The sequence below is a fragment of the Paenibacillus montanisoli genome (assembly GCF_003268025.1).
GTDB lineage: Bacteria > Bacillota > Bacilli > Paenibacillales > Paenibacillaceae > Paenibacillus_Z > Paenibacillus_Z montanisoli.
Genome location: NZ_QLUW01000002.1, coordinates 624,445 through 638,520 on the forward strand (window position 1 = coordinate 624,445; position 14,076 = coordinate 638,520).

Below are 14,076 nucleotides of genomic sequence, written 5' to 3' on the forward strand. Positions count from 1 at the left end.
ACCCCTCCTTTATTCCGGCAGGCCGAATTCTTTGCGTTTCGCGCGAATTTCGTCTTGGATATACTGTGAGTAGTCGAGAATCGCCTCGCGTGCCTCCGTTTTCGCATCAACGACGACTTTCAAGAACGCGTTCTGCAGATGGCGACCGGTGAAGTAACCGCCCGGAACCTCCGGAATGCCGCGGACCCATTCAAACTCCTCTTTCAAGCTCTCGTAATCGGCCACAGGCCAAGGCAAGCTGTCCAGCGCTTTGATGTTTGCGGTCGGATATCGGGCAGATGCGCCCATGAGCGCTTCCATCTCGCGGCCGTATGTCGTTTGCGTTTCTTCGCTGGTCCACCACTTCATAAACTGCCAGGCGGCATCCTTATCTTTCGCGCCGTCCAGCATCAGCGTGCCGCTGCCGGTGCTTGGCGTATCCCGCCGAATCGTGCCGTCAGGCTGCTTCGTTCCCGGGATCGGCACGAAGCCCCACATGCCCCGAATTTCCGGCGCGAAGACGGACAGCTGATTATAAGTCGTATAATCCACGATGCCGATCGGCATTTCGCCGGTTCTGAAGCGGTTCGCGAAATCGAATTCCCGCTCCAGCTTGTAATCGCTGTAGAAGTCGGTCCACAGCTTGAAGGTTTCCACGCCGATCCGGGAATCGAGATCGGACTCCTTGCCCTCGTTGCGGTAAAATTGTCCGCCGTTCTGCATCAGCAGGGAAGCAAAGATCGAATTCGGCGGAATGTTCTGGCCCGGAATAGGAACCGACGTCGTCGGCGCCGTAATCGGCATGCCGAGCTGCATCCGGTTTTTGTTCAAGACGGCAAGCAGCTTATACACATCATCCCATGTCTGAGGCACTTCAAGATTAAGCTCCTTCAAGACGTCCTTCCGGTAGAACAGCATGTTGAAGGTTTGGGTTTCCGGCAATGCATAGACGCCTTTCTCGTACGTAAACGGCACGAGCGCGCTTGGCCGGAACCGCTTCGAGACCTCTTCATAATCCGAGAATTGCGACAGGTCTGCGGCCGCTTTGCGCATCGCGTAGTTCACCGGAATATCGTTGTTGATTTGCATCGCTACATCCGGGCCTCTGCCTGCCAGCGTCGCCGGCAGCAGCGTTTGCATCTGCACGAGCTTCAGGTTGACGTTGATTCCCGTTTCCGGCGTGAAGGTTTCGTCGATCATCGCTTTAAGCGTGTTCGCCTGGTCGCGGCCGCTGCCGATCCAAACCGTTACGGAACGCGGATTTTGCTCATCGGAGGCATTGCCGATCTGGTTGTAATCGATGATGAACGAGTACGCGAACGTCGTAAGCTCATGCAGCAGCCCTTTGAAGAAGCCGTCTCCGGAAGAAGGCATCTTCTTGTCCGGCGAAGCGACGTAAATTTCGTCGATTTGCAGCGGCATCTCGAGCGCCTTCTGGAGCCATGTGCCGAGACCGCCGGTGTTGCTCTTGTAGGCGGCCAAGCGGCGCGGAATCGTATCCGGTTCCGCGACAAGCTCGCCAAGCTGCAGCGCCATCGTCTTCAGAAGCGCTTCAGAATCGCTGCTGCCGCCTGACAGCCTGCGCAATTCTTTGCTTACGGCGGTCAGCCTCGCTTCTTCCGCCTTGAACGTCTCGAGCAGGTTCGGAATCTGCTTGTCTACGCGATAGTCGCGGAATTTATCCGGCGATGCGCCGGTAATCATAATAATTTTGCGGTACATGGCATTGAGATTGAACAGACTGTCCTTGACCTCGCGAATGAGCGGGGCGAATTCCCCAAGCGTATCTTCCATGCGGATGATGTTCTTGCCCTTCTTCAGCTCGAAGAGATACGGCTCATCTCCGCCCAATACCTCGACCCGGTATCCGCTCTTGTAACGAAACGGCAGCTTCTCCGCTTCTTGGAACGGCACTTCGCCGTTTATGTACAGTCTTCGCGTCGAGTAAATGCCCCGAACAAATTGCTGCTTGGCCTTGATTCCGATCTTGTAGAGCCCCGCTTCCGGCACGTCGACTTCCCACTCCACCCATTGCCCTGGCAAACGCCAGTTATAGCCGCCGATCGTATTCACCCGAATCAGCTTCGGATTGTATGGCGTAACGGCTGCGCTTGCGCGCTCGGTCTGTGGATACAGCGTCGGCGACGACTTGGCTCTCGCGGCTTCGCCTTGAACCGTTACAAGCTGGCCGTCCGTTTCCTTCAACCCCTCTTGCTGATAGCGCTTCAACGTTTCCTCATAAAGAGCAGGGCGTTTCACTTGAAACAGCCGCAGCTTGCGAATGACCATCGGCTCACGCTGGGAAACGAACGACAGCGTATGCTCCCCGGCAGGCAAATAGAAGCGGAACGGCTCCGCATAATAGCCGTTGGAGTCCTGCAGAAGCACCTCGCGCCACTCGGGCCGCTCAAACTGCTGCGGCCGCAAATCGTTGCCGCGGTTATCGCGCTTCACCTGATCCAGCTCATTGTCCCAAACACGGTCGAACTGCAAATAATTCGCTTCCTCAAACGGCAGCTCGCCATCGATGAGCAGCGACCGCTCAATGCTTGAGCTCTTGCCTGCAATCGGGTAATACTGCACCGAAATGTTGTAGAACCCGGCTTCCGGTACGTTAACCTTCCAATCGACCTGCCCTTGCTCGCCCGTCTTCAGCGAGACGCCGCTCTGGCCCTCGAAATCGTTGAGCTTCTCGATGCCCTCGCCTTCCGCCTTCGCATAATCGGCCGCTTGAATGATCAGTTCGTTGTCCGGAAAACCGGCGGCTTCATTCTTCGTTAAATAGGAAGCATAATCGCCTCTTTCTTGCTGCAGCGATGTCCAAGAACCGTTCGCGAAGACAGCCGGATCGCCCGCTCCGCTCACATTGTCCGTTCCCGACTGGAACCAGATCGCGATCAGTCCGGCCGCTGCAATGACTCCCACTACCGATAACGCCCATTTCTTTCTAGCTAATATTCCTTTCAATGTCAGCCCTCCTAGGCGGCGACTTGATCTGCGGAGCCATCTCACTATTTAGTCACCTAACAAAATCAAAAAAATTGTTAGGTTGTTATGATCACGTGAAGGTTTCAGCTGCTTTCCGGGGCTAGTTAAACGAAAGAGGCTGCACGGGATCATTCGGCAGCCCCTCCTCATTCGTACCTGTGCTGCTTATTTCAGCTTGTCGAGCGCAGCTTGGCCGGATTGCGTATTTTTCTCAATAGTTGCCGCTACGGATTGGTTCTTAATAATGATTTCATCCATGATTGCGAAGATCGGGAAGTCCGCTACGCCTTCTTCTACCGAAAGTCTGCCCGTTCCGTTCACGTGCTCGATGGCCATCTTGATATCGGCTTCGTTCTTGAAACGGGATTCCAGCCAGTCTTGGCCAAGGTATTCTTCTGTAGGAGGAATATCTTGCAGCTCTTCGAAGATTTGATACACGACTTGCGGGTCTTTCACGCCTTTTGGAATAAAGTAGCCGTTTTGCGCCGCGTTCGCGAACGTATATTTGCCGTCGCTTTGCGGTCCTGCAGGGTTTGGCACGATACCGACTTCAAAGGTCAGATCCCCCATATTCCAATCATAGTTCATCGACATGGCAACGTCGCCGTCTTTAAAGGTATTCGTTTCGTTCCAATCCATTTTGTTGCCGGATTTGACTTTAACCACGTTCTCTTTGTTATACAGACGGTTGATGAATTCAAGCGCTTCAGCCATCTTAGGATCATTGAATCCGAGGGAAAGGTCCGTATCGTTTACGAACAGCGCGCCGTTCGTTACGCCGATATGGCGAGCCGCGTCGACTGGCCAGCCCGAGTAGCCCCAAGTATCTTTCTTGCCGTCATTGTTGGAGTCGGTTGTCGCTTGCTTCGCGACTTCAATGAATTTATCCCAGTTCCATTCGCCGTTGTTGTACAGTTCCTGCAAATCCGGAAGACCGAGCTTCTTGAACAGGTCGCGGTTGTAGTACATGCCGACCGCCGAAACGCCTGGAGTATTGAACGCATATTCCGCTCCGTTGATCGCAGGCAGCTTCGTAACGTGCTTCTGTTCGTTGTTGATGTCGTTATCCGCAGTCGTGAAGTCGGAAAGAGGAAGCACCAAGCCTTGCTTGATCGGCGCGATGGCGCGTTTGAATTCCATGATCGAAATGTCAGCCATCGGCTCGCCCGCAAGCACTGCCGTCGTGAACTTGTCCATGTATTGATCGAACGGAATGTTCACGAATTCGAGTTTCATATTATATTTTTCCTCGAGCTCTGCAATCTTCGCGAGGGAGGCTTTCTCGCCGGCGGTTTCGCCTTTCGGCATGCCGTCCCACCACATGGAGATTTTGACGACGCGGCCGCCGAGGTCAATCGCTGCCGGCGCCGGCTCGTTTTCTGCGGCATTTTCTTCTGTTGCGGTATTGTTTGCGGCTGGTTCAGTTGTTGTGTTGCTCGCAGTATTGTTCTCAGTTGTGTTTGCCCCATTGCTGGTGGTATTGCTGTTGCCTCCTCCGCAAGCCGATAGAGTTAGCATTAACGCGACAGACAAGATTGTAAGTGCTTTCATTTTTTTCATTGCAAAACAACCTCCTATTTGTTTGTCTTGCCGCACTTCGGTCCAATGGCCAACGGTTCCCGAACTGCTATTGTTTTCCAAAATCCCCACCGTAAACGTTTACAATTATGCCTTTAGAGTATCCTCATCACCACCGTTAGGTTGAGTTTTCCAAAACCACACGCCAATCATAGCATCTGTTGCTAAATTCAGTCAATTTAAATTTGGTTAAATTGCGAATATTTTTTGCTCCGTTATCTACTTTGTTATTTCTTTGTTATTATTTTTGCTAAAAACGCAGAGGAGCATGCAAATAGCCCGCAATAAATGCACATGCGCATTCATGCGGGCTTTATTTCGCCTTTCAGATTACCAATCAATTAGCCTTCAGATTCCTCTTCAGATAAGGAATAGCCATACTGATCCCGAATGATAATGTCGCCATAAATGAGCTTCTTCTCATAGGCAGAGTTCGGATTGAGGATTCGCCACAGAATTTGATCGACCGCTCTCATCCCGAGCAGCTCTTTGTTCACGTTGACCGTTCCTAGAATCGGATAATTGTCGCAGGTGTTGTCAAACCCGGTTACGGCGCACTGGGCGGGCACTTCGATTCCAAGCTTCCTCAGCTCCTCGATCAAATACCTCGCATTTACATCGTGGGCGCAAACAAATACTTCCGGCAGCTCGCCCAGCGTGATCTTAGAAAACAAGAGATACATATCGTGGGCGTCGGGACCGATCAGCTGCGGGTCTTGATTCAGTTCGATCTCGTAGTTTTCAAGCGCCGTCCGGAAGGCAATCCATCTCTCAAAATAGCTAGGGGCGTCTTTAATGCTCCCGACGTACTGGAATTTCCGGTACCCCTTGCTGATCAATTTCGTCATGAGCTCTTGCATGCAGCTGTAGTTGTCGGCGAAAATCGTGTCGCAATGCAGGGCCGGGTCGCTATGATCAATCATGACGACGGGAATGTTCATCCGTTTAATATCGAGCAAAATTTGCGTCGACACGGTGCCGATCGTGATGACCCCCTGAATGGCCTCAGGCTTGAGAAGTGAAAAAACATGCTCGCCGGAAGGCTCGGTCAACGTGATGATATCGAGTCCTCGCTGGCTAAGCCTCGTGTTGACGCCGTCAAATACAGGTCCCCAGTATACGGAGTCCCTGTTCTGATAGCGCACGTTCGGGAACAGCACGACGATCGTTCCGCTCCGCTTGCCCTCATCGTGCTCGTGCAGCTCGCCTGTAAAACGCGCAGGTTCACTCGCTTTGAAATACCCGAGCTGGCCGGCAGCCTTCATGATCATCTCGCGCGTTCGCTCGCTTACGCCGCTCTTGCCGGATAAAGCGCGAGACACGGCAAACTTCGAAACCCCTGCAAAATCAGCGATTTCCTGGATTTTCACTTTTCCTCTCATTCAGACCCGTCCATTCTATTGGGTAGTATGTCATAGCGCTACGAATCTTTCTACCTAATCATAGCAAACCGTTAGCTAAACGTAAATCGGGGTGAACCAATTTGTTTTGTTTTTGTTTGGTTGCGAGACTAATTGTTAACCGAAATCGTTATGCCAAACGTAAAAAGGACGTCCTGCAGGAGTCCATCGTCCGCAAAACGTCCATTCCGTTCACTCGCTCATGCGCTTCATCCGACCAATGATGGCGAGCAGCGCGCAATCCATTCCCCATGCGGCGGCAATGCCGGCACCGTACCGGATCAAATCAATCCCGAGAAAGCCATGACCAAGCACTAACGCGCCTAGTACTGTCGCACGGATTGCGTTGATCCATTCCGCTTGGTAGAGCTGGCTGCACTCCACCGCCACGCAGAGTATCGAACTGCCCGCGGCAGCCAGCCTAGGTTTCGAGCGCGGCCAGCATAACCTGCAGCCCCAATAGATCATTCCGGCCCATAGCGCGTCTCCCGCGTGGTCGGCCATCCAACCCGGAAATTCATCGCCGCGTCTTGAAGCCAGTCCCAGCATGATGAATAGCGCTGCTGCGCAAGCATATGCCACGATCCGCCTCATGCTATGCTCCGTCCGCGGGAGCGATTAATAAGGCAAGTCGTCCTTGCCCGCACCCGATTTATCCTTCTTCCGTCCGACAACCTCGAGCACCTCCAGCAAATCAGGCGGCTGCAGCAATTCAACAGGCGACATTCCGCGGTCGAACTCGAATGCATCCCCTTCGATCAATGCTATATATCGGCCGTTGTAGGTGGCGAAATGAATCGATTGCCCGAACTCGGAAAGCGGCCCCTTCACCGAGACATCGCCAAGCTTGAACGCAACCGATAAGTTCGGCTGCTGCTCGACAAGCCGCTCCGCGGCCGCAACGACCCGCTCTTGATCCCACGACTCCTGCAGTGAACGCTTCTCGCTCGCCGCCCATACCTCGAACTGGCTTTCTTCCTGCAGGCGCTCCTCGCCGGTTTGTCCCTGCCATTTATCGTCCATATACTCGTTCACCATCGTCAGCACATGCTCGCTCATCAGCTCCGGCATCGCCTTCTCGTAGCTGACAAACCGCAGGAAGTCCTCGAAATAGCGGGCGTGCGACGCTTGGTGGATTTTGAGCTCCCATGGCTCCAGCATGCCATCCTCCGGCATGTAGGGATACTGAATCGATTTCATGTTGCGCGCGCTGATCGCCATTTCAACATGGGAGATCAGGTTCTGTTCATCGGTAATCCGGGCGATTTTCGGTTCAAAATCACACTTCAGCACGAACAGCAGCGGTTCGTCCGTATAGCGGTTCGGCGTAGCATGCACGACGATAAACGCGCCGCCGCGCACGGCAGCCGCTTCCATGTAAAGGCGGACAAGCTCATCGGCGAAGCCGTGAAATTCCGCTGCCGAGGCCGCGGAGCGAAGCCGCTGGAACGTATTGTAGTTCGGGTTGCTGTCCAGCTCGTAGCCGGGTTCCACAATGAAACGTCCGATTTTGGTCGGGGCGCTCTCGGTGTTCGGATGACGCTCCGCCTTTCGTTTGCATATTCGGGTAAATTCACCGTCCAGAAACGACTTCAGCGTACTATCGCCATAGTCGTACCGGTCCAGCGTCTGATAATGCTTAAATGTCTTAGGCGCATTTTGGTCGCCGCCTTCGCCTTGGATGACGAAAAAAGATAAATACTCGACGATAAAATCCATTCGGTAACGGAACTCCTTTAGCTGATGGAATCTGCACTCCGCACGCTCGTCATGCAGCGCTCAAGACACTAGCATATCATAATCCGGCACAGGCTGTCCTGCCGGAATCGCGGTTCCGTTCAAAACCGATAGGCTGCATTGCAATCCCCGATGACGCGCTGAACAAATTGCTGCACTTCCTGAGCGCGCTCCAGCTCCGTAGTGAAGCTGGCGCCTTCCGCGCCTTCGCGGATGCGGATCGCTTCCCGCAGGACGCACTGCCACCTCACCGGCTGGCGCTCCAGCATTTGATATCCGGCCTCAAGCTTGGTCAAAAACTCACGATGCTCCAAAGTATACATAATGCGGGCGAGCGTCAATACGGCGAATTCAATCCACTCTTCATCCATGAACAGCTCGAGCCGCTCCGCTTTATCCGCCCAGTACACGTTCAGGTTGTAGTCCATCTGCGACAGGATCTCATCCCATTCAACCGTGATTCCGAGCGCCGATGGTTCAGGTCCTAAGACGGTTACGCCATGATGCTTCAAAATCCATGCCGATGTAGCATCGATATAGCCGGATTGCAGCGCCCTCGTTCCGCCATGGAACAGCTTGGGAAACGACTCTCCGGCCACCCTGGCCGTCTTGTTCAAATGAGCCAAACTCGTGTATAGCCCCTCCGCAGCCAAGTGATACGGATGCTTCCCGCGCAGCTCCTCGTGGACGGCATGAATGCTCGCGATGTCTTCCTCGCATAGGTAGGCTTGGTTCAAAACCGCGATAAAATCGATGTCGCTCTTCATGCTCCGGTAGCCGCCAAGGGCGATGGAGCCTTGCAAATATAAGCCATGCGCAAGATGGGGGATGCGCGAACGAAGCAAACGGGCAAAATCGTCCATAAGCGGGATCAGCTCGTTAGGGATGCTTGATTCGTACATTTTCGTCATCGTCCTAACCATCCTTTCCGGTACTTCTCTCCCACATCTTATCGATTGGGACTCCAAGCATAAAGAGAAAGATTCCGCCCGATTCTTTCTTATTTTCGCAATTAGGGGAAGCGAAGATGCCCGCCTGCATGCCGGCAGACGGGCTATAAACGCTTGCTATGCGCGGTGCGGCAGATGTTTGGCTACGCCGTTTCAACAGGTACTGCTACAAGGGACGTCAGCTCGCCGCAATAGAGCAGCTTCAGCTTATGAAGCGCACGGGTGCACGCCACGTAAAGCAGCTTCGCGTCGTTGCCGCCGAAGCTCGCCGAGTCCGCATCGGCAATGAGTACCGCGTCGAACTCCAGGCCTTTCGACAAATACGCCGGTACGACGGTCAGACCGCCGCCATAGGCGTCCTGCTTGCTCTGGATGAGCGCCGCATCGATGCCTTCTGCGGCAAGCCGTTCCGCGATCGCTTCACAGGCGCGCGCCGTTCGGCCAAGCACGGCCATCGTGCGGTAATGGCCCGACTGCCGCCATTCCTTCACCGTCCGCACGATCATCGACAGCCGCTCCTCGTCGGTTGCGGCGCCGGCGACGTCAACCGCTTCGCCGCTGCGGAACACGGGCACCGCAGGCTTCACGCCGTCACCCATGGCTCCCAGCACCAGGTTGGCAAAGTCGATAATTTCCATCGTCGAGCGGTAGCTCCGGTCGAGCTCGTAATAACCGGTATCCGTCTCGGGCAGCAGCGAGATCAGCTCCTTCCAGCTATGGATGCCGGCATAACCATGAATCCCCTGCTGAAGGTCGCCGAGAACCGTCATTGAAGGCTGACGCTGGCACAGCTTGAGCGCTTCTAGCTGGAACGGCGAATAATCCTGCGCTTCGTCGATCACGATGTGGTCGTATGGCGGCTGCTCGAAGCCATACAGCCGCACCTGGATGTACACAAGCGGGGCCAGGTCTTCCGGGTGTACCAGCTTTTGCTTCAAAGATTTGATCGTCGCCGCAGCCGATTTGGCGGGAAGCAGCTCCTGAACGGCCGGCTCGCGCAGCAGCGCTCCGTATAGCTGCGATGCCGTAAAGGACGGGATCTTCTTCGCATATGCGTTCAGCTTCGTGCCGAGCTGCGATTTCAGCTTGCCGTCCGTCAGCCTTCGCGTCTTCCATTCGGACTCCAGCCATCGTTTGAGCCGGCTGACCAGCCGGGCGCGGCGCTTCATGTAAGGCTCGCTGCTTTCGTCGGTGGCCAGCCACTCCTTGATCATGGCCGGCGTTACCTTCCATCCCGGCATCGGCGCGAAATCCTCTTCCGGGATCAGCGAAGCTTCGGTTTCCGCCAGCTTCTCGTCAACGAGCGCCTTGAACGCCAAGCTGCCCTTCACGCGGCTCGGAGCATGCTCCATTTCTTCGCGCGAACGCGGCTGCTCGAACCAATAAGCGAACGGATCGTACGCCTCGTCAAGCCGGACCTCGTGCTGCAGCTGCTCTTGCGCCCATTCGGCAAAGGTCGTCTGCAGAATATCGCCGACGCCAAGCTCCGGAAGCACGCCCGAAATATAATCGAGAAACATCCGGTTCGGCGCGAAAATCACCATGCGCTCCGCGCGGATCGCGCCTGCATAGCGATAAAGCAAATAGGCGAGGCGATGGAGCGCTACGGTCGTTTTCCCGCTTCCGGCAACCCCTTGGATGAACACGGCTTTATTTTTATCGGTACGGATGATCCGGTCCTGCTCCTGCTGAATCGTGGAGACGATGTCTCGCAGCTTGTTGTCCTTGCTTTCGCCCAGCCGGTAAAGCAGGAACTCGTCGGTAACGGTCTCCTCCTCTTGCCCGCGGACATAGCTGTCGACGACGCGCTCGAGCTTGCCTTCGCGCACCATCAGGTTGCGCTTGAGATGAACGGTCCCTTCCACATCGCCGTCCGGCGATTCATAGGAGACAGGCGCCTCGCCGCCGCTGAACGCGTAGAACAGGCTGGCCACGGGCGCGCGCCAGTCGACGACGAGCACTTCGTTCGACTTCTCGTGGGCGACGCCGGCTTTCCCGATATAAAGCGGCTTGGGCGCGGACTGCACCTTCTCTTGAAAATCAATTCGGCCAAAATAAGGCTCCCGCTCTGCCACCTCGAGCCGCTGCTGCCGCTGCTCGCGCTGGAGCTCCAGCATCTGCTCGGTGAAATCATTGCCGGTATAGCGCGGTCCGATAGCGCGAAGCTGCTTGCGAATATGCAGCAGTACTTCGTCGACGCGCTGAGCCTCTTCTTGAAAGGCACTTTGAACGGTCATGTCAGTTACCTCCCTCTGCGACGCAAAGCCGCCCTGCCGGCATACGGCTTCCGCAGCCCGCAGCGTATGCGAAGGCGGCGAAAGCCGCATTCGCATGCGAAGGCGGCGAAAGCCGCATTCGCATGCGGCTTGGTCTGATCGTATAGGATAAATGCGAATGCTCTCAGCGGAGCACGAGTGAACAATATAGCACAACCTGAACATAGTGTCAATCGCTCCCAATTCAGGAAGGCAAAGCCGGGTTTAAGCCGAAAGGCTTAGCAGCCAAATCACGGCTGCGACGTGCAGAACGGCGAGCAGCGGAAGCCCCGCCGCGAACTGGGCATGCTTCGTTTTGTGGCGGAACATCCGCATGGCCGCGAAGCCGCCGACCGCACCTCCGACGGCGCTCAAGCCGAGCAGCCGCCTCTCGGGAATCCGGTGCCTGCGGTCGCGCACGGCACGCGTTTTGTCGATCCGCATGAGAGCGAATACGTATACGTTCATGATCAGCCAGTAGGCAAGCAGCAACTTCTCAAAGAATGTCAGTTCCATTCGGCAAATCCTCCTCCTACTCCGTCTTAGGGCGCGGCTTCGCCCGGCTGGTCGGCTCCGCCTCAAGCGGATCATCCGGCCAATAATGCTTGGGATAGCGGCCCTTCAGATCTTTCTTGATGTCAAAATAAGCATGCTGCCAAAAGCTGGCCAAATCCTGCGTCACCTGCACGGGACGCTGCGCCGGGGAAAGCATGTGAATCGTGACCGGCAGCTTGCCTCCCGCGATGCGCGGGGTGCTCTGCAGCCCGAACAGCTCCTGCAGCCGGACGGCAAGCACCGGCGCAGCCGGATCGCCGTAATCGACCGGAATCCGCGAGCCGCTCGGCACCCGGATATGGGTCGGCACCTCTTCGTCCAACTGCTGGCGTTCCTGCCAGCTCAGCAGCGACTCCAGCAGCGCCGTCATGTTCAGCCGTCCCAGGTCGGACCGGCTCCTCATGCCGCCGATATAGGGTGATAACCATTCGGGCAGCGCGGCCAGCAGCGCTTCGTCCGATACGTCCGGCCAGCTTGGATTATGCGCATGCATAAGCGCGATGCGCGCCTGAAGCTGGCGGGCCTGCTTCGTCCACGGCAGCAGCTCCAGTCCCTGCTCGGCGATCCCGCTTAACAAGGCATCCGCCACGAGCTCGGGGCCGGCGTCCGCAAGCTGCGTTTCCTTCAGAATAAGCGCACCCAGCCGCACGGTACGCTTCGCGCGAACCGATTCGGTTTGCCGGTTCCACTTGACTTCCGTTTCCGTTAGGAGCTGGTCGGCAAAATAAGCCTCCAGCTCCGCCAGCGCTAGCGGCGCCGCAAGCAAAATCCGGCTGTCGCTCCCGCTATCCTCCAGCTCTGCCGTCGCCAAATACGGCGAGCTGGACAGCGGCTGCAGCTCCTGGACGGCTGCGCCGCGACCGCTTCGCAGCAGAAAGCGCCCGTCTCCGCGCCGCTGCGCGATCCGGTCGGGGTACGCGAGCGCGAGCAGCAGGCCGCAGCTGTCCGCGTTAGGCTTCTGCGGTGCGTCGCCGGTTATGCCTGCGGCCCGCATCCATTCCTTCGCTTCGGCCGCAAGACGCTTCACCGCCGCTTCGTCAGGCTGTTCGCCGGCAGCGCGCCCGCGCAGCGCCTCCAGCCGCAGCCGCATATCGATGCTGCGCGTCTGGCGCAGCAGGTCGCGGTCGCTCAGCAGCGCCGCAAGCTCGCACGCCATGCGGCCAAGACCGAGCTTCTTGGCTTGGAGCACCATATGCCCTAGCCTTGGGTGCATGCCGAGGGCGGCGATTTCGCGGCCGTGCGCCGTCGGCTTCCCTTGCGCATCAAGCGCCTCCAGCTCAGCAAGCAGTTCGACCGCTTGCGCGTATGCGGCTGCCGGCGGCTTCGTCAGCCAAGCGAGCTCCTCGCCGGGATCCGCGATGCCCCATACCGCCAGCTCCAGAGCAAGCGGCGCCAAATCCGCGCCCAGCAGCTCCGGATCGCTCTGCGGCTGCAGCATGCGGTGCTCCTGCTCCGTCCACAGCCGGTAGCAAAACCCTGGCGCTTCGCGTCCGGCGCGGCCGCGCCGCTGGTCGGCCGAAGCGGCGGATACCTTCACCGTCTCCAGCCTCGCCATGCCGGTGCGCGCCGAGAACCGCGGCACGCGGCTAAGGCCGCCGTCCACGACGATGCGGACGCCGCGCACGGTAACGCTGGATTCCGCGATCGACGTGGCGAGGACGATTTTGCGGTCGCCAGGCGCAGCCGGCGAAACGGCACGATCCTGCGCATCCGGCGGCAGCGCTCCATACAGCGGCATGATCGCGATCGGTCCGGCGCCGGTGCCGGGGATCATCCGCTTCGACGCCAATGCTTCGCGAAGCAAGCCTTCGACGCGCCGAATCTCTCCCGCTCCCGGCAAAAAGACGAGCGCATCTCCGTCATGCCTGTTCATCGCTTCGATAACCGCGCGCGCTGCCGCTTCCTCAATCCGGCCGGTAACCGGCTTCGCCAAGTAGTGCGTTTCTACCGGATATGCCCGTCCTTCGCTCGCCAATAGGGGCGCGCCGCCCAGAAGCTCGGCGACCGGCTCGGCTTCTAACGTCGCTGACATGACTAACAAGCGCAAATCTTCCCTAAACAACGACTGCGCCTGCAAACAGAGCGCCAGCCCCAGGTCCGCGTGCAAATGCCGTTCATGAAACTCGTCAAATATCACAAGCCCGACGCCTTCCAGCGAAGGGTCGTTCTGCAGCATGCGCGTCAACACCCCTTCGGTGATGACTTCGATCACCGTATCGGGCCCTACCTTCGTATCCAGCCGCACGCGGTAGCCGACGGATTCGCCAGGCTGCTCGCCGAGCGTCGCGGCCATGTATCGGGCTGCCGTTCGCGCAGCCAGCCGGCGCGGCTCCAGCATAAGGATCCGCTGCCCGTTCAGCCATGGCGCATTCATCAGCGAGAGCGGCACCCGCGTCGTCTTTCCCGCACCGGGCGCCGCGACGAGCACTGCTGAGGCGCGCTCGTCCAGCGCTTGCCGAAGCTCCGGCAGCAGTTCGTCGATAGGCAGCCGTTCATCGGCGCGGTTGGTTCGATTGTCCGTTCTTTCATTCATTGCGTTTGTTCTCCTGTCGACCGTTTTTCCTATGTCCTATTATAGGGACAACCCGTCTCTATCGTCAAAACGCCCTGCAGCGTTCCCTAACAAAAAAAAAC

The 14,076-nt window shown here is 57.0% G+C and carries 9 protein-coding genes; all 9 read right to left on the reverse strand.

Annotated elements, in window-relative coordinates:
- Window positions 1–9: 9 nt before the first annotated feature.
- Window positions 10–2,946: an extracellular solute-binding protein gene (locus DL346_RS12175; protein WP_206098511.1), complete on the reverse strand. Its 2,937-nt coding sequence runs from the start codon at window positions 2,944–2,946 to the stop codon at window positions 10–12.
- 186 nt (window positions 2,947–3,132) lie between these two features.
- Window positions 3,133–4,527, reverse strand: a complete 1,395-nt coding sequence (locus DL346_RS12180) for an ABC transporter substrate-binding protein (RefSeq protein ID WP_112882386.1) — start codon at window positions 4,525–4,527, stop codon at window positions 3,133–3,135.
- 359 nt (window positions 4,528–4,886) lie between these two features.
- On the reverse strand, window positions 4,887–5,927 hold the full coding sequence (locus tag DL346_RS12185) for a LacI family DNA-binding transcriptional regulator (RefSeq protein ID WP_112882387.1): 1,041 nt from the start codon (window positions 5,925–5,927) through the stop codon (window positions 4,887–4,889).
- A 210-nt stretch (window positions 5,928–6,137) separates the two neighbouring features.
- A complete protein-coding gene (locus tag DL346_RS12190; protein WP_112882388.1) occupies window positions 6,138–6,539 on the reverse strand; it encodes a ribosomal maturation YjgA family protein in 402 nt (133 codons plus the stop codon).
- Between the two features lie 24 nt (window positions 6,540–6,563).
- Complete coding sequence (locus tag DL346_RS12195; RefSeq protein ID WP_112882389.1) at window positions 6,564–7,664, reverse strand: DUF3900 domain-containing protein; 1,101 nt, start codon at window positions 7,662–7,664, stop codon at window positions 6,564–6,566.
- A 119-nt stretch (window positions 7,665–7,783) separates the two neighbouring features.
- The gene (locus tag DL346_RS12200; protein WP_165822494.1) at window positions 7,784–8,593 is read right to left on the reverse strand and encodes an aminoglycoside adenylyltransferase domain-containing protein; all 810 of its coding nucleotides are present in this window, start codon (window positions 8,591–8,593) and stop codon (window positions 7,784–7,786) included.
- A gap of 182 nt (window positions 8,594–8,775) precedes the next feature.
- A complete protein-coding gene (locus tag DL346_RS12205) occupies window positions 8,776–10,869 on the reverse strand; it encodes a HelD family protein (RefSeq protein ID WP_112883087.1) in 2,094 nt (697 codons plus the stop codon).
- Window positions 10,870–11,112: 243 nt separating this feature from the next.
- Window positions 11,113–11,403, reverse strand: coding sequence for a DUF1294 domain-containing protein (locus tag DL346_RS12210; RefSeq protein ID WP_112882391.1), 291 nt, complete (start codon window positions 11,401–11,403; stop codon window positions 11,113–11,115).
- A 16-nt stretch (window positions 11,404–11,419) separates the two neighbouring features.
- The gene (gene hrpB / locus DL346_RS12215) at window positions 11,420–13,975 is read right to left on the reverse strand and encodes an ATP-dependent helicase HrpB (RefSeq protein WP_112882392.1); all 2,556 of its coding nucleotides are present in this window, start codon (window positions 13,973–13,975) and stop codon (window positions 11,420–11,422) included.
- Window positions 13,976–14,076 lie beyond the last annotated feature (101 nt).

Excerpts from the sequence above, each read along its gene's own strand:
- DL346_RS12180 (WP_112882386.1), bottom strand. The coding sequence starts at position 4,527 with ATGAAAAAAATGAAAGCACTTACAATCTTGTCTGTCGCGTTAATGCTA.
- DL346_RS12185 (WP_112882387.1), bottom strand. The coding sequence starts at position 5,927 with ATGAGAGGAAAAGTGAAAATCCAGGAAATCGCTGATTTTGCAGGGGTT.
- DL346_RS12190 (WP_112882388.1), bottom strand. The coding sequence starts at position 6,539 with ATGAGGCGGATCGTGGCATATGCTTGCGCAGCAGCGCTATTCATCATG.
- DL346_RS12195 (WP_112882389.1), bottom strand. The coding sequence starts at position 7,664 with ATGGATTTTATCGTCGAGTATTTATCTTTTTTCGTCATCCAAGGCGAA.
- DL346_RS12200 (WP_165822494.1), bottom strand. The coding sequence starts at position 8,593 with ATGACGAAAATGTACGAATCAAGCATCCCTAACGAGCTGATCCCGCTT.
- DL346_RS12205 (WP_112883087.1), bottom strand. The coding sequence starts at position 10,869 with ATGACCGTTCAAAGTGCCTTTCAAGAAGAGGCTCAGCGCGTCGACGAA.
- DL346_RS12210 (WP_112882391.1), bottom strand. The coding sequence starts at position 11,403 with ATGGAACTGACATTCTTTGAGAAGTTGCTGCTTGCCTACTGGCTGATC.
- hrpB (WP_112882392.1), bottom strand. The coding sequence starts at position 13,975 with ATGAATGAAAGAACGGACAATCGAACCAACCGCGCCGATGAACGGCTG.